This is a genomic window from Bdellovibrio sp. BIS2 (assembly GCF_055398295.1).
The window spans coordinates 2,604,951-2,621,161 of the sequence record NZ_AP035879.1; the positions used below are offsets into that span (position 1 = coordinate 2,604,951).

At 52.0% G+C, this 16,211-nt stretch carries 14 protein-coding genes; 9 read left to right on the plus strand and 5 right to left on the minus strand.

Annotation, left to right across the window (positions count from 1 at the left end):
- Nucleotides 1-3 precede the first annotated feature (3 nt).
- Complete coding sequence (locus tag ACZ520_RS12420; RefSeq protein WP_464125818.1) at nucleotides 4-1,983, minus strand: tetratricopeptide repeat protein; 1,980 nt, start codon at nucleotides 1,981-1,983, stop codon at nucleotides 4-6.
- A 30-nt stretch (nucleotides 1,984-2,013) separates the two neighbouring features.
- Nucleotides 2,014-2,949: a FecR family protein gene (locus ACZ520_RS12425; RefSeq protein WP_464125820.1), complete on the minus strand. Its 936-nt coding sequence runs from the start codon at nucleotides 2,947-2,949 to the stop codon at nucleotides 2,014-2,016.
- Nucleotides 2,950-3,200: 251 nt separating this feature from the next.
- On the opposite strand from ACZ520_RS12425, the gene ACZ520_RS12430 reads away from it, so the two are divergent.
- The 3 genes from ACZ520_RS12430 (at nucleotide 3,201) to ACZ520_RS12440 (ending at nucleotide 8,465) form a co-directional block, all read left to right on the plus strand.
- Complete coding sequence (locus ACZ520_RS12430) at nucleotides 3,201-5,870, plus strand: RCC1 domain-containing protein (RefSeq protein WP_464125822.1); 2,670 nt, start codon at nucleotides 3,201-3,203, stop codon at nucleotides 5,868-5,870.
- 112 nt (nucleotides 5,871-5,982) lie between these two features.
- Nucleotides 5,983-6,603, plus strand: a complete 621-nt coding sequence (gene udk / locus ACZ520_RS12435; protein ID WP_464125824.1) for a uridine kinase — start codon at nucleotides 5,983-5,985, stop codon at nucleotides 6,601-6,603.
- Between the two features lie 113 nt (nucleotides 6,604-6,716).
- On the plus strand, nucleotides 6,717-8,465 hold the full coding sequence (locus ACZ520_RS12440; protein ID WP_464125826.1) for a GMC family oxidoreductase N-terminal domain-containing protein: 1,749 nt from the start codon (nucleotides 6,717-6,719) through the stop codon (nucleotides 8,463-8,465).
- Here ACZ520_RS12440 and ACZ520_RS12445 read toward each other — a convergent pair.
- Complete coding sequence (locus ACZ520_RS12445) at nucleotides 8,462-9,601, minus strand: hypothetical protein (protein WP_464125828.1); 1,140 nt, start codon at nucleotides 9,599-9,601, stop codon at nucleotides 8,462-8,464. The two genes, ACZ520_RS12440 and ACZ520_RS12445, sit on opposite strands and share 4 nt — an antisense overlap.
- A gap of 182 nt (nucleotides 9,602-9,783) precedes the next feature.
- Between ACZ520_RS12445 and ACZ520_RS12450 the strand changes: the two genes are divergently transcribed.
- The 5 genes from ACZ520_RS12450 to mtnN are packed head-to-tail and all read left to right on the plus strand — an operon-like array spanning nucleotide 9,784 to nucleotide 12,704.
- Nucleotides 9,784-10,401: a hypothetical protein gene (locus tag ACZ520_RS12450; RefSeq protein ID WP_464125830.1), complete on the plus strand. Its 618-nt coding sequence runs from the start codon at nucleotides 9,784-9,786 to the stop codon at nucleotides 10,399-10,401.
- The gene (locus tag ACZ520_RS12455) at nucleotides 10,398-10,856 is read left to right on the plus strand and encodes an META domain-containing protein (protein WP_417868693.1); all 459 of its coding nucleotides are present in this window, start codon (nucleotides 10,398-10,400) and stop codon (nucleotides 10,854-10,856) included. The genes ACZ520_RS12450 and ACZ520_RS12455 overlap by 4 nt, the downstream gene beginning before the upstream one ends.
- Nucleotides 10,853-11,593, plus strand: a complete 741-nt coding sequence (locus tag ACZ520_RS12460) for a substrate-binding periplasmic protein (protein WP_417868695.1) — start codon at nucleotides 10,853-10,855, stop codon at nucleotides 11,591-11,593. The genes ACZ520_RS12455 and ACZ520_RS12460 overlap by 4 nt, the downstream gene beginning before the upstream one ends.
- A 32-nt stretch (nucleotides 11,594-11,625) precedes the next feature.
- Nucleotides 11,626-11,982, plus strand: a complete 357-nt coding sequence (locus ACZ520_RS12465) for a zinc ribbon domain-containing protein YjdM (RefSeq protein ID WP_464125833.1) — start codon at nucleotides 11,626-11,628, stop codon at nucleotides 11,980-11,982.
- Nucleotides 11,982-12,704 (plus strand): 5'-methylthioadenosine/S-adenosylhomocysteine nucleosidase, encoded by a 723-nt coding sequence (gene mtnN, locus ACZ520_RS12470; protein WP_464125835.1) that lies wholly within the window; start codon nucleotides 11,982-11,984, stop codon nucleotides 12,702-12,704. The genes ACZ520_RS12465 and mtnN overlap by 1 nt, the downstream gene beginning before the upstream one ends.
- Here the strand turns inward: mtnN and ACZ520_RS12475 are convergent, their stop codons facing one another.
- Both ACZ520_RS12475 and ACZ520_RS12480 read right to left on the minus strand, forming a co-directional pair.
- Nucleotides 12,705-14,129: a glycosyltransferase gene (locus tag ACZ520_RS12475; protein ID WP_464125837.1), complete on the minus strand. Its 1,425-nt coding sequence runs from the start codon at nucleotides 14,127-14,129 to the stop codon at nucleotides 12,705-12,707. It lies immediately after the preceding gene.
- Nucleotides 14,129-14,917: a hypothetical protein gene (locus ACZ520_RS12480; protein WP_157678740.1), complete on the minus strand. Its 789-nt coding sequence runs from the start codon at nucleotides 14,915-14,917 to the stop codon at nucleotides 14,129-14,131. The genes ACZ520_RS12475 and ACZ520_RS12480 overlap by 1 nt, the downstream gene beginning before the upstream one ends.
- 127 nt (nucleotides 14,918-15,044) lie before the next feature.
- Here ACZ520_RS12480 and wecB point away from each other — a divergent pair, with 127 nt between their 5' ends.
- A complete protein-coding gene (gene wecB / locus ACZ520_RS12485) occupies nucleotides 15,045-16,208 on the plus strand; it encodes a non-hydrolyzing UDP-N-acetylglucosamine 2-epimerase (RefSeq protein ID WP_416480314.1) in 1,164 nt (387 codons plus the stop codon).
- Nucleotides 16,209-16,211: the final 3 nt, after the last annotated feature.

A 16,211-nucleotide genomic window follows, 5' to 3' on the forward strand; every position in this document is an offset into this window, starting at 1 on the left:
TTCTTATTTACCCAGAATGCTGTGAGTGAAGGTGAACAGACTGGTCGCCACAAACTTGTTGTAGTCGTAAGAGTCCTCATCCGAGTCCCCGACATTGTACTGCAGACTCAGCAGCATATTCACGTTGCGCTTAAGATCCTTATTGAAAGCTGCCGTCACAATGGGGTTCGTATCAATACGCGGGCTGGTGGCTTCGTCATAGTTCTGGCTGGAATACTCGCCACGCAAGCTGCCATTGAACTTCCACCATGCTGGAAAGGCATACGTCAATCCCAGGGCGGCGCGCTTGTAACGGTAGTTACGGCCTTCTGCCTGATTGATCAGATAAGAGGCGTCCAGCGTCAGCGACTTTTCGCCTTTTAAATCCAAAATCCACGTCGGAAGCAGTGTGAATCCATAGCGAAGGGCGGTCTGGTCATCATCCCCTACCGATGTCGCCAGCAAGGACCGCTCATGGGACACATCCAAGCGGCCGGCCATCAAAACATCGCTTTGAATCGGAGCGGACAAGGTCGTGTTCACTCCCAAAGAGCTGATGGCCTCTTTACGCGTGCCTCCGGTCGGGCTCATGAAGATGCTCTTGTAGGTTGGCACCAGCTCCCAGTTCAACGAACGCTTGGCATATTCAAACTCTTTATGAAATGGAAGACTCAGGTCAAACTGCAAAGGATCGGCTGTTTGCAAAGTCGCGTTGTCTTTAAAGCTTGTATCCGTACTGTAGTAGTCCGAAACGCCGATCTGGGTTCCAAAGTCCGAAGTCGGTGTACGGTTCCAAATCGCCAAAGCACTGGCGCCAAAGTTCAGGCGATAGGCCTTCACATCCGTGCTGACGTTATTTTCTGCCACATTCAAGACGTTTCCATCATAGATCGCCCCGATGAAGCCGGTGAATCGGTACTTTTCCTTTTTGCTTTCATAGAAAGACTGCATTTTGTCGATCTGAGCCAGCAGATCCTCGGCGGCACGATCCATCTGAGGGTCCTGGGAATTATCCAAAACGTATTCCATGCTGGTGCGGGCTTCCGGGAATTTCTGCTGCTGCATTTCGATATTGCCGGCAAAGAAAGACGCCGTGGGGCTCAAGGCCGGGTCATTTTCAGAGCGAATTTCAATCAGCTTTTTCCGGGCTTTGTCATAGTCCTTGAGCTTCAAATGGTTCAAAGCCACATAGTAGTCTTTTTCCAAGGACATCTCCATGGGTACATCCGCCATGGAAAGGGTCGCCAAAGACTTGTTGTAGTTTCCGACTTTGTACAGAGTCACACCATAGCGATAATAGTAAGAATCTGATTCAGGATCCAGATCCACGGCAGCGGCGTACTTCTTTTCGGCCTCGACGTAGTTTTTCTGGGCATAGAACTTATCGGCCTCTTTCACCAAAGCGGTGGCCTCGTCTTTTTTACGCTTTTTCTCCGCCGCCGTCATTGCCGCCTGCTGCTCAAGCATGGCCGCTCTTTGCTTGGCCTGCTCTTCTTCCAGCATCAGCTGAGTTTTTTCCTGAATGCGCTTTTGTTCACGATCCTGTTTTTCAAGTTTGCGGATATTTTGCGGAGACATCACCTGGGCTGCCGCCACCGGCTTTACCACCTGCTTCTTTTCGTTGGCAGCCACGAACTTTGCCAGGTCATCAGCCGACTTGAAAAGCACAATGCGCTGAACAGTTTCACCCGGAATCGCATAGGCATAGTAAGGTGGTTTTCCAGGGGCTGAAAACTCCAGCACCCGCGGGCGATTGTCGCCGATAAAGAACTGAATGATGAAGAATCCTGTCAAGGGACCCGCAGCACCGCCACGGCGATTCAGCATCACCTGAGCCATCTTGCCCGATTCGCTGTCGCGCACACGCAAAGGACGGGCGTCAGCGCCGCCCTCACTGTCCTGCAATTCGATTTCCAAAGATTGTGTCTGAGAGATTCGTGCATCCAAGGCATAGGCTGAATTCACGATCAAGGTTCCTGCTAAACCCAAAGCTGCCAGTTTCATACGCTGCATTCTCGATGGTTGAAGTGGTTATTAACGCGGACGAGGGGTAATGACGACCTTGGTTTTGCCATTGATGGTGCGAGTGACGTCCTTTAAGGTGTCCTGAGTCGGAGCTTTCACCACCGTCGGCGGAGCGACCACCGGAGCCGCAATCGGCTTGATTTCCTGAGCCATCCCCAAATCCATGTCCTTGCTGTCAATCATAGAGGTCGGCGCTGCCGGTTTGTCAGCACCTGCCACCGGGGCTTCTGATGCCACATCACGGTTGTTACCGCCAGCAACAGCTCCGGCCTCTGCATTCGCAGCGCCCGTCTCCGTCCCCGGAGTCACCGTCGAAGCCACGGAGTCACCGTCAATTTGTTTCATCTCTTCTTTTGGCAAAGCCTTCGGCGGCTCTGGCGCGGCATTCGGAGCCGCCGTGGTCATCTCACCTTTTTTAACCATCACGGGACTGCCGACCATTTTTCCCTGTGCATTCACGGCCGCCAAAGACACGGCCCCTTTGAAGGTCACAATCGACGTCATCTGAGTTTTCACGTCAAATCCTGCCTGGAACTGAGTTCCCCGCACACCGGCGACGGCAGTTGGAGTTTTGATCTGGAATTTGCTTTTTTCGCCGTCATAGGTTTGTTCGACGTTACTGCGAATTTTACCGCCGGAAAGTTTGATCTCGACATTCTTTTTACCAGTGGCGGCGTCATTCTGATATTGAGTGATTTCGATTGTTGTGTCCGGACTCAGATTCAGAACGTTGCGATCAGACATCACGATTTTGGCGCGGGAATCAGCGGCAGTAACGACTTTATCCCCTTCATAAACCTTGGCACCCACTTTGGCGGGAGCAGTTTTGCCCTCCGTGTGAATCTGCACGCCACCCTTCACCACCATAAAGACACCATACATTTTGTCAGCGGCATGAACCTGAACACACAATAAGAAACAAACAAAGCCAACGACTTTAGCCATTTACGCCATCCTCTAATTGTTAAGTACTTCTATAGTTTAGATGAGAATTTCTTGGATTAGAAAAACACTTTGTCACCCGTCTCGGTTTTAGACCGAGGTCTCAGAACCAACACTGGACAATGGGCGTGTTCTGCAATGTTCCTTTCTGTTCTGAAATTTCCCAGACCCATTCAGAGACTTTGCAGAGTGCCTGAAAGTGGGACGTGATTTTCAGTATTTAGAGCCCCTGACAAAAAGCCGACAAGATCAGTATGAAAAAACATCATGTTATTCTGATTATGGCTCTTTGGGCGCTGACGGCGTGCGATCGCCTTTCTTTGGATGAATCGTCCAAGGTGAAGATCACCTTCCCCAGCACACAAACCCTTTCCTCCAAAGTCGAAGCCATGACCAGCAGTGGAAGCACCCGACCCGTGCCCACAGGTTTCACCGGGGATCGCCCGATTAACTGTTACATCATTGGCGCCAGCGGGCCAGAAGCTGCCATGAGAAGAAACGTCTGCACTCGTGACGATGGCAGCATGACTCCGAAATTTATTGGCGAATGGGTGGGCGGAGTTCCAGCCGGAGGCTCTATCTCCATGGACGTCACCTCCGGGAAAGACCGTGTGATCACTGTGGTTGGATTCTATGCTCCGGAAGGCACCTGCAAAGATTTTAAGGGCACTTCCGGTCCCGGCGATGCTTTATCCCAACCCTATATTTTGGGTGAAGTCGGCAAGCTGCTTTTGGTCGCTGGCGAAGAAAAGAAAATCGACATCGACATCACTTTCGATCCCGAGAAGTGGTTTGATTCCTGTGACGGCCCGGACTTCCCTGACGACGGCCCCGGTGGAGGCGGCAGCGTCATCCCCACAATCCTGGCAATTCAAAAAGACTACTTCCCGCCCAACACGCTGACGACTTACTCTTGCAGCAGCTTCGGCGTGGCCCTGCGTGATGCTCAAAACCGCCATGGCTCATTGGCCACCGACACTGTCTTCTCGGTTTCCGCCAATGGTGCTCCGTTGGAAATCTATCCTTCCTTCAATGAATGTCAGCAAAACGTCGGCGCCTACGGTACAGCGGTGATCCCTGCCGGTCAGTCCTTCAAAGATATTGTGGTGAAAGCACCCGATACGCCCGGAGCTTTGCTGATCGCCACGTCGATTGTGTCCTCTTCTGCCGTGCTCAGCACTCCCACGGCGAACTTCCAAAATGTCGGCTCTGGCGACAAAGGCTTTGACCTAGTCGGCGCACGGTCCATCCTGCCGGACCTTTGTTATCCATTTACCATCAAACGTCGTTATGTCACCGGGACTGATGAATACAGCTCTTTGCCGGCCACAATCACACTGGCACCTTCCAGCGGACTGACCGTTTACAGTGATTCCAATTGTACGACAGCGATCACAGCGGCGACAATTGCAGCTCATACCTATGGCACAAATGTTTTCCTAAAAATGACCGGAGCCCAAGGGCAAAATTCCCTGACCATGTCCGGTTCAGGATATCTGTCTTTGACCCAATCCGTTTATCGCGGTGGGGGCACCAACGTGCCTTGGGGCTTTGAAGTGCGCGGACACCGCGATGGACCAAGACGTGGTCAGTGTTACAATTCCGCTTACGAAGCTGTTTTGGTCAACTCTCAGCACACAGCCGTTATGGCCCCATCGCAGATGCCTGTGACCTTGAGTCCGGGTAATACCGAGTTCTACACCGAGAGCTCTTGTATGACCTCTGCCAGCCCCAACATGACTTTGTTCGGCGGCCAGTACTCTTTGCCGTTCTATATAAAAACCATGCAACCTGTTTCCTTGCCACTCAGTGCGACGGCGCCAGGTCTGACCAGCGGCGTTTACAACATCAATGTTCGTGGTCCTCTGGCGATGGGGGCCGAAAACATCAACGTGTCAGCATTCAACGGAGCCTGCGCGAAAGTTCCTTATGGAACCTTCTGCTGGGGTAACAACAACGGCGGGCGCATCCTGAATGGGCCCTCCAATATTCCCGCCTATGTGAACCCAGCCGGGGCTGACTGGAGCTACATTAAAATGGGCGCGGATTTTGCCTGCGGTCTTTCTATGGCCGGCGATATCAAGTGCTGGGGCCAGAATGCTCAAGGGCAGGTCGGTAACGGCACGACGGCAACGGTCACCTATCCCGAAGCATTGGCAGGTGGTGATTACTATATGCAAATGTCCGTCGGAAATATGCATGCCTGTGCGATCACGAATTCGAATGTCTTGAAGTGCTGGGGCTCCAACAGCGCGGGTCAACTCGGCGACGGAACGACCACCTATCGCAGCACTCCGGTTACAGTTGATGCCGGCACCAACTACCGATTTGTTTCTGCCGCCGCCTCCCACACTTGCGCCATCACCACGGCTGACCAGTTGAAATGCTGGGGTAATAATCTGGGTGGAAAACTGGGGAATGGTTCGACGACGTCGTCTCTTTCCCCGGTGCTGATTGACTCAGGAGTTCAATATGCCACTGTCTCCGCAGGGTCCACGAGCACCTGCGGGATCACGACCTCCAATGCATTGAAGTGCTGGGGAGAAAACAGCTTCGGTAACGTCGGAAACGGAACCAATGGAAACAATGTCACAACGCCCGCGAATGTGGACGTGGCAACCACCTACACCTCGATCTCCGTGGGCGAGCAAATGGCCTGCGGCATCGGTGACGGCCTGGTCAAATGCTGGGGACTGAATTCGAACGGTCGTCTGGGTCTTGGTGGCGCGGCGGGAGATCAATCAATACCGACTCCGGTATCGATGCCATCGGCGTGGGGAACTCCAACCCAGGTCTCTACCGGATCCGGCACCACCTGCGCCACAACATCCAGTCGCGTGGCATGCTGGGGTGAAGGCCTGCAAGGCGAACTGGGCGTAAACACACCTATGAATGCCAATGTTCCCATGGAGCTGATCTATTAGATTTTGCCCTGTCCACTTTCTGGACAGTCCGGCAATTACTTCATCCCCTGCCCGGCGCAGTTGATATTCCCCCTGTGAATATGGAAACTGCCCGGATCACAGGGGATGAGCTATGTTAAGACCTCACATCATCGGTGTCGCTGGCGGCAGTGGTTCCGGAAAAACCCACTTCGCCAAAGAGTTGCAACAGCTACTGGGCGAAGACAACTGCTCTATCATCTATCAGGACAATTACTATATCGATCAATCAGCGAAGTTTGACGGCGACGGTGGTTCGGTGAACTTCGATCATCCTTCCAGTCTGGATTTCGGTCTTTTGGCCGAAGGGTTGCGCGCCCTGAAATCCGGTCAAAGGCTGAACATCCCGATCTATGATTTTGTCACCCACTCCCGTAAAAAAGAAACCCTGCTGGGCGAACCCAAGAAAGTCATCATCATCGACGGCATTTTGATTCTGCACTCGCAGGAAGTCCGCATGGAACTGGATGAAGCCATCTTCTTTGACACCCCGGAGGAACTGCGCTTTGAACGCCGTCTGAAACGTGACGTGCATGAACGCGGTAGAACTCCGGAAGGGGTTCGCAAGCAGTTTGAACTGCAAGTGCGCCCCATGCACAACCAGTTCGTGGAACCCTCCAAAGACCACGCTCACACGGTGATCAAAGATCTGGGCGATTACAGTCAGGCCTTGCAGATCTTCCGTCAGAAACTGTCGCAAAACTTTTTGCAGTAATTGAGTCCTGACAACCAACTGGACCCGTTACCGGTGACAGTTGGCAGGAATCCAAAACCACCATTCCCAACAGTCCCGACCGCCCCTACCCTGATTTCAAAAGGGGGCCCCGGGTGAAATCCAAATTTTCACGACGATCCTTTCTGAAGTCATCTCTTGCCGCCAGTGCACTGGGATTTTTCCGCAGCGAACAAGCGGCCGCGGAACCCAAAACCCAAAACGTCCATCTGACCATGAACTATACGCGCTTGGCTGACTCTCCCGCCGAGCTTGAAAACTTCTATGAAGTTTTGATCATTGGGTCAGGGTACGGAGGCTCCGTGATGGCCGCGCGTTTAAGCCGGCATCACCAGGTCGCTCTCTTCGAGCGGGGCCGTGAATGGGTCCCCGGCGAATTCCCGGAAACATTTCAGCAGATGAAATCAAACCTGTACTGCGAAAGCCACCCCCTGGGACTTTACTCCTATCACACCCATCGCGACATCGACGTCATGTGCGGCAGCGGACTTGGGGGAACTTCACTGATCAATGCCGGAGTTGTGATTGCTCCGGACCGCGACATGTTCAAAAAACAGGGCTGGCCAGAAGAAATCAAAAAAGCCGCTCTCAAAGGTCAGTTTGAAAGCTACTATCGCCGCGTGGAAAGCATGTTGAACGCCCAGTCTTACGACCCCGCCCGCATGCGCATTCAAAAAGCCAACAACCTCAAAAACAGCACCGATCAACTGGGCGACCCTTTTCATTGGGCCCACATCGCCGTCAACATTCATGGCAGTCATAAAACACCTTTGGGGGATCGCCAGCCCAAATGTCACATGTGTGGAAACTGCAGCACAGGATGTAACACGGGGGCCAAGAACACGCTGAATATGAACTATCTGCCCCTGGCCAAGAAAAATGGCGCGCGCATCTTCACCCAGATGCAAGTCAGTCATATCGAACAAAATCGTCAGGGAAACTATCTGGTCCGGGGCACGCGCATCCAAGGGCAGGACAAACACCCTTTCAGCATTGAAGCCCGCAACGTGATTATTTCTGCAGGCACCATGGGCTCAAATCAGATTCTGATGCGATCGCAGAAATGGGGGCACCTGCAGCTCTCACCTTTGCTGGGGCAGCATTTCTCAGGCAATGGCGACTTGCTGGGCCTGGGCTTCAATGGACGCCAAGCCACCGATATGCTGGGAAACAGCACCGCCCGCATCTATCGCCCGGATATGATTTCTGGAGCGACCATCTATGGGATCGCCGAATACCGCCAGCGCAAAAATATCTTTGAACGATATCTGATTGAAGAAGGCAACATCCCCGGGGCCCTTGTTCAACTGGCAAGACGCCTGACCACTTTCGTCAAAGCCCAGACATCGCCGTCAAAAATCTATCGGGCCTGGATTGATTTTATCAACAGCAAGGATCTGGAAAAAGGTTCACTGAATCATTCCATGGTGTACTTTGGAATGGGGCATGACCGGGCGGAAGGCCGCCTGCAACTGGATCACGCCAATCGCGCGGTGGTTCACTGGCCGGGAGTGCAACAAGATCCGATATTCAAACGAATGATCGCCAAAATAAAACAGCATGTCGCCGTCAATGACGCCACCTACGTCAAAAATCCGCGATCAACCCTTTTAGGTGGAAACAATCTTATCACCGTTCATCCCCTTGGGGGCTGCGGCATGGGTGACTCGGTTCAAACCGGTGTCGTCAATCACCTGGGACAGGTGTTTCATAAAAATGGTTCGCTCTATCCCGGACTTTTTGTGATGGATGGCTCAGTGATTCCAACCGCAGTGGGCGTAAATCCCCTGCTGACAATTTCGGCCCTGGCAGAAAGGGCCGCTGAAAACATGGAATTGCGCTAGCGTATCAGCGAATTTGCAGTCGCCGCCGTTTCATTGATCACACGCTGGGAGATTGCCGGCTCACGGCCAAAATAACCAAAGGCGCGAAGCTGATTGGGCCGCACGATATTTCTACTGGTGTTGGCTAGATTCCACGAACTTTTAAAGGCAACGGCTTTAAATTCATTCTTCCAGTCAAAATGCTTATAGTTGGCCTCGCCCCACTGGTGCACCATATTCGCCAGATGGCAACTGGCGCAATCCAATGTGCCGGGATTGTGCTTTTCCGGATTCTCATATTCAAACACCGTGGAAAGCATCTCTTTCACCTGGGTTTCGGAATACGATTTTTTAAAGCGATAGGAATCACTGGTCAGCTCAGCAAAGGCCTGATCGGAACCGCTGGCAACCTCCGGTCTTGGTGTCATGCCGCCAGTGAAACTCTGAAACTGAAAAGACGTCTGCGTCACCGCGTGAGTCTGTCCGCGCACTCGTGGAATGTTCATGACTTTCGGGGCGCCATCCACAATATCAAATCCGGAAAAGATCCAAAGCATCTCATCAGCCATGACATTCATCGCTGTCATGCGAATCAGATTTTTCTCTCCACAGTGTTTTAACAACAATGCCCGCAAATATTTCCAGTAAGGTCCCTGCAGCCCTTCAGACTTCAGGCGCGGATGGACTTGCAAAGCATCGGTGGATTTTCCCGAAGACAGCCTTTGCCAGTCCTTCCAGAGGACAGCGAACGTCGCCTCATCAAATTCATAGAAACTGTGAATGGCCGCGTCCCGGGTGGTTACCCCGTCCGAATCTTCGATCACAGGCTGCCACACCAGACGAATCTGGCGACGGCATGGCAAAGGCCCCTCTCCTTCGACAAAGCAAGGATCCATACGGACGGCCACCACCTTCAACTGATCTCGCCATATTTTAAAATTAGGATGCTCCGGAACAAGCTGAATGATTCCCTGAAACGTTTTTAACGACAGCAGCGCCCCTTGGGCCCCGCTGGAAACCGGAGACAACTGCGCAGAATCATCCGCCCGCTCGGGCAGCGGCAACAAAATGGAAAGATCATTCAGGCCCAAAGCCGCCCGACATTCCCCGGCGTAAAGCAGCCCCAAAGAAAGAAAAACTGTCACAATTGTCTTCATGGCGATTTCATCGCAGAGCCCTGCTCAGATTTCAATTCCCAAGTATCAATTGAAAGCGAATTGGCCCTGTCTTGCGCTTTTTTTGGGCATTTTATGGCCTGTTTGCCAAAGCTCTGATGCAATTACGTGGAATTTGCCGTATCCTTACGGAAGGTACTCAAACTTCAACGGAAGGATGAGCTATGGCACAAAGAAAATCCTCGGCCGTTGGCATTGCCAATTCTCTTTTGGATCTGGTCAGTCAGATCCCCGCTTCAACACATCAAACATCAAACACTCCCGTCAAAGATTCAGCGCAAGTGATCAACTCCGCGTCTTTGCGCGCCGCCAGTGTGTCGGCCGCTTTGGCAATTCCGCCAGGTCCCTTGGGCATGGTGACGATTCTGCCGGATTTGCTTTTGATCTGGAGAATCCAGGCCCAGATGGTTTCTGATATTGCGGCCATCCATGGCAAAACAGGATTTTTGACCAGAGAAGCCTTGTTGTTTTGTCTGTTCAAGCACGGCGCAAGCCAGCTTTTCCGCGACATCGTCGTGCGCGTGGGTGAGCGCTATGTCCTGCGTAAAACCCGTCTTCGCATGGTGCAAAGACTCTGTGAAAGACTGGGCCTGCGAGTCACCCAAAGAATGCTGGGGGCAAGCATCTCGCGCTGGATCCCGGTAGCCGGGGCCGTTGCCGTCGGCTGGTATACACGCTATGATACAAAACAGGTCGGTCAGTCAGCTTTGGATTTATTTTCCAAAGACATCACCACCGATGAAATGAAAGATGTCACCGAGTCAGAAAGGAATCTGCCTTGAATAAAATCACCTTGTTGTCCTTGATCTGTCTGTCCATGTGGGGCTGTGCCCACAGCGAAACAACCTCTGAGGAGATCAGCATGCAAAACAACCAGGCTCCTGCTGGCAACTTCAAAGACATCCGCTGGGAGCTTGTCGAACTGATGGGACAACCGGTGAAATACGCAAATGCCGATTCCCAGAAAGTCTATATCCAGTTCAATGGCGGCGACAACCGCGTCAACGGCAGCGACGGCTGCAACAGCTTCACCGGAGCTTATGAAGAAACTCCGGGGCAGCGTCTTTTTATTTCTAAACTCGCCTCCACCAAAAAGTTCTGCGTAAAAATGCCGACGGAAGACAATTTCGCCGAAGTTCTGCAAGGAGTGGATAACTACACCGTGGATGGAGACAATCTCAGTTTGAACAAAGCGCGCATGGCCCCGCTGGCCCGTTTTAAAGCCGTCAGCAAATGAAGCTTTCCAGGTTTTTATTAGCTGCTGCCCTTTTTGCGACACCTGTCGCGCAGGCTCAATCCCCGTTTATCAGCCACAAGGGCCGGGAGGTTGTCTATCAGGGGTTGACCGAGGACTTTGTTCCCTTCAACTATCAGGAAAATGGCGAAGTCAAAGGCTCGGCCACCGAAGTCGCGAAAGAAGCCTTTAAACGCGCGAAGCTGAAAGCCACTTTCACCGTTTGGCCTTGGGCCCGAGCGTATAAAGCCGCTCTGGAAAAGCCAAAACACTTTGTCTATTCCACTTCCCGCACTGAGGAACGTGAAAAGCTTTTTAAATGGGTTGGCCCCATTGTCAAAGACGAAGTCCATCTGGCAAGCCTGCAAAGCGCACACTTCGAGCCCCACCCGGATTTTAAGACTTTCAAGTCTTATGCGGTCGCGGGGCAATATGGCGATGCACCTATTGAATTTTTGCAAAAGCACGGTTTTAAAATCACGATCTATCGCGAAGAAGACGAACGCATGCAAGCTTTCAGGAAAGGCCGCATCCCCCTGGACATCGTGACAACCGGAAGCCAAAAGTCCTATGAGGCAAAGTGGAACGTCAAATACAAGAAGCTGGCTTACTTGTACGCCACCGATTACTGGCTGGCCTTTCACCCCAGCACTCCTGAATCTGTTATCACGGCCCTGAATAACGCCTTGGAATCCATGCGCAAAGACGGAACGATTAAAAATATCACCGCGAAGTACTAGCTTCTGCGGCTTTGATATGTTTTAACTGACCTATGAGTACTGCATCCAAATGTCCAAAATGCAATTCCGAACATATCTATCAAGACGGCAACCTGTGGGTCTGCCCTGAATGCGCCCACGAATGGAGCGCCCACGCCGCCGAAGCCCCGGCTGAAGAAGCAAGCGATGACGGGGTTATCAAAGACGCCAATGGCAACATTCTTCAGGATGGCGACACCGTGGTGGTGATCAAGGACCTGAAAATCAAAGGTTCTTCGTCGGTTGTTAAAGTCGGAACCAAAGTGAAAAACATCCGCTTGCAATCCGGTGGTGACGGTCACGACATCGCGTGCAAGATTGATGGCTTTGGCGCCATGAATTTGAAGTCCGAGTTCGTCAAGAAGGCTTAATGGTCAAAATTCTGATTCTGACCGCCATGAAAGAAGAACTTAAAGACGTTGCGGGCCTGCCAGCAACGTCTGAAACTTCTTTGGCCCCTTTTGCGGTTCCGGTGTGGAAGCTGCAAAAAAATGAATCAGAAATTCTTATCGCCCAGACCGGCATCGGCCCCATCAATGCCAGTTCAGTTCTGACGTCGTTTCTAAGCAATTATAAATTCGATGTCGTCATGCTGCTGGGATTGGGCGGAGCCATCGACCCTGCACTGAAGCTGGGTGATATTTGCATCGCCACGGACGTGATCCAGCACGACGCCATCTGTTCTTCCGATCATGGGTTGGAGTACATGGCCAGTGGGGAACTGCATCTATCCTTACCACCAGAAAAACGCAAATCACTGAAGATCAAAGCTTCAGCGCAATGGAATCAAAAGATCGGCGGTCTTCTGAAAGGCGGACCTTACAAAGTTCATCATGGCACTGTTTTGTCGGGATCTGAGTTTGTCGGCGGAACGGTTCGCAAAGAATTACTGAAGCGCACTTTTGCTGATGCTTTGCTGGTCGATATGGAGGCTTGTTCTATTGCGTATCTTTGTGAAAAAGCGCAGGTTCCTTTTGTGATTGCCAAAACCGTGGCAGACACCACTCATAGCCGGCCAACCGATGAATATGTCAGTTTCCTGACTTCCAGTCAGAAAAAAACCGCCGATATCATCGACGGCCTTTTAAACTGATCAACCCAGTTCAACATCCGCCATGGGGGCTGATGGCATCGGTGCCCCACCTTCCACACCAAAGTGAGCCGGCATCTTGTGTTCGGTTTTGATCCACACCGGGCGCTCGCCGGTTTTTTGACTTTGTTTGAACATGCGGTGAGCTTTCAGTGACGCCAAAAGATTGACAACATTTGCCAGCACCCAGCGCACCGGCACCATCAGGGCCTGACTGAAATCGTTCACCCGTAGCACCGCACGCATTCTTTGCACAATGCGAAGACCCATGGCCACCGCATTAAACATCAACAGGGCCGAAAAAAACGGACTTTGCAGCAGACTTGGCATCGCCTCCCCTTGCAGACGCAGGGCCAGCATCCCCAACAATATCAGAATCGACAATACAACCAGAATGCTGTTAGCCGGACCCTTCCGATCGCGCAGCAGGAAATACTTGTCTATCAAAGATCCGCTCCACTGAAGATTGTGAAAGCCCTGATAGGCGATCCCCAGGGTCCAACGGGATTTTTGCCGGACGCTGGCCATAAAGTGATGGGGAAAGTATTCCCGGGTGGCTATGAATTCTTTCTGCCCATCTGACTTCACCCATTCAGCACAAACGAACCGACTTTTAAAGCCCATGGGTTTGGCGATAATTCCCAAGTGATAGTCTTCAGTCAAAGTATCTTCTTTTAAAAGCTGCCCGTTCTGCCGCGCCATCATACCCATGACCAGGTTTCGCGCCATGCAAGTCCCGACTCCGGCGGACGGGATCGCCGCTCCCAGCTCTTGGCGCACCAAAAGATCCTTCGTGTGCGATTCGCTGAATTCATCAATATAGATTCCCCCGACCAAGGATGACTTAGGCACATCAAAAGAAAACACCGGTATCTGAATGAAGTCCGCCTCGCGGCTATGATAGTTCATCAGGGTAAACGCGTGCGGATGCAAGACATCCTCTGAGTCCTGAAGCAGGAACAAATCCATTGCCTGCCCGGTCACCTTCTCGGACTGAAGAATCTGCCGGGCGATCTCGTTCAACATTTGACCTTTGGAGGTCGGTCCCGCCTGGGTGTTTACAACTACGACAACTTTATCCGGAAACAGGCGCTCAAGTTTACGGGCCTCTTCCCATGTCGCGGTGTCGTTGGGGTAAACACCCAGAAAGAACTTATAATTCTGATATTCAATTCCCTGCACATTTCCGCGGATCATCGGGCCAATGACTTCGGCCTCTTTCCAATTGGCGATCATGATGGCGATGTTCTTTTGTTCAATCGCCTTCATCACCTGCAAATCCGACTGATCAAGCCGCCCGGGCTTCAGTCTGCGAACCAAAGCCACCAGATCAATAAAAAGATCATCCAGAATAAACACCGCTGTCGCGACCACCACTAGCCACGTCAAGACAGAAAAAGCATCATGATATTCCCAAGTCCACTGCATCAGAAGATTCCCCCGACGACCAGCAAACCCTCGAGCTCGCCACTATGAGTGTGTTTTTCCAGGGGATGGAAAATCAACGCCGACATATTCCAGGAGTTTTCAAACCATCCAGTGCGCCCGCCGATACGCCACTCTGTCATGGTGGGGCCCAGATCCGCACTGCGGCTTTCGCGCGCATAGAACTCTCCATAGGCATCCACTTTAAGTTTGCTCAAAGGGGACCAGCGATAGCCCTGCTTCACCCAGGCAATTGACACTGGCGTTGAGGAAAGACGTGGGACATAGGACGCCTCACCATAAACATCCGTGAAAACTTTGGGAACCGGCCAATTAAAGAAATATCCTGCCGCAGCCACCATGCGTGGATCCCACGTCGTCGCCGCGGGCTGTTCGTCATTGCCGATCACCGTGCGATAGCCCACCTGGGCCCCGATGCTTGCCCACTCGACCGGACGAAGCTGCAATCCCAGATGAGGATTCACCGTGTTGTCATAGTACTTCGCTTTTGCGCCCGAGGACTGATACTGAACATTGGCTCCCAGATAGGCCGCGATCTTCGCCGAAAGAATCTCGGCGACCGGATGGTAATAGCGAAGGCGTGTGTCGGTGACGACGTCGTAGTCATAGAAATAACTGCTCTCGGAATACAGCTCGACAAAGCCCTTTGGGGCAGGCTTCGCACTCATCACCATTTTTTCAGCCAGTACATCCGTAGCTTCATCGGCGTTTGCAGATGCACAACAAAGAGATGCAATTACAATAAGTGAACATATATAACGAAACGTCATCCGCAATTCCTTCGCAAAGAGTTCGTGGGAAGTAGACGGTAAATGAATTTCGCGACAATGAAGAGTTAAACTCTTGTAAGTATATAGGAGTTGCCAACGAATAATCTGCGCCACTACGGTTGAACGCATGAAAACACTACTCGTCGTATTTGGAACAAGACCTGAAGCTGTGAAACTGGCCCCGCTGATTCTGCAAGCCAAACGCGATCCACGCTTTCGTGTGATCGTTGGCTCAACCGGGCAACACCGGGAAATGCTTAGACCTCTTCTGAACTTCTTTCAGATCGAGCCGGACTTCGATTTGGATTTGATGAGACCAGGGCAAAGCCTTGCAGACATTTCAACATCCGTGATGAAGGGTCTGCATGACTATCTGTCGAATCACAAGGTGGATGGAATTCTGGTCCAAGGTGACACCACGACTTGCTTTATCGCAGGCCTGGTCGCCTTCTATCATCGCATTCCGATCATCCACGTGGAAGCCGGACTTCGTTCCGGCGATATCAACTCTCCGTTCCCGGAAGAGTTCAATCGCAAGGCCACGGGCCTGCTGGCGAAGTTCCACTTCGCCCCGACGGAAACCTCACGGGAAAATCTTTTGAAAGAGCACTATCCTTCAGATGATATCTATGTGACAGGTAACACTGGGATCGACACTTTGTTTGAGGTGCGCAAACGTCTGCAAAAGTCAGATATCTATAATCAGGAATTGAACGAAAGATTTTCATTCCTGGATCCTTTAAAAAAACTGATTCTGGTCACGGTTCATCGCCGCGAATCTTTTGGTGCGCCCATGGAAGAAGTCATGAAGGGACTGGTGGCCCTGTCAGAACGGCCGGATGTCGAAATTCTGATCCCGCTGCACATGAATCCGCAGGTGCGCGCTTCGGCACGCAAAATTTTCGGCGATCGGGCCCGGTGGATAGACAAAGGCCTTCCGGTAAATCCGGGCGAAAGCAAAATCTGGTTGTGCGAACCGATCGACTATGTCCCGTTTGTGTATCTGATGGAAAAAGCCCACAAGATCATCACGGACTCTGGCGGCGTTCAGGAAGAAGCTCCATCTTTGGGAAAACCCATTCTGGTGGCGCGGGAAAAGACCGAACGGCCCGAAGCCATTGCGGCTGGCACCTCGATGCTGATTCCCCTGCAGGAAAAGGCTTTCTACGACACCGCAACCCAGGTGCTGGATACGCCTGAAATCTTTGAGCGCATGTCTCAGGCCAAAAATCCATTTGGTGACGGGAAAGCCTCAGAACGCATTCTCGAAGTTTTGGCCGACAAACTTTAAGGT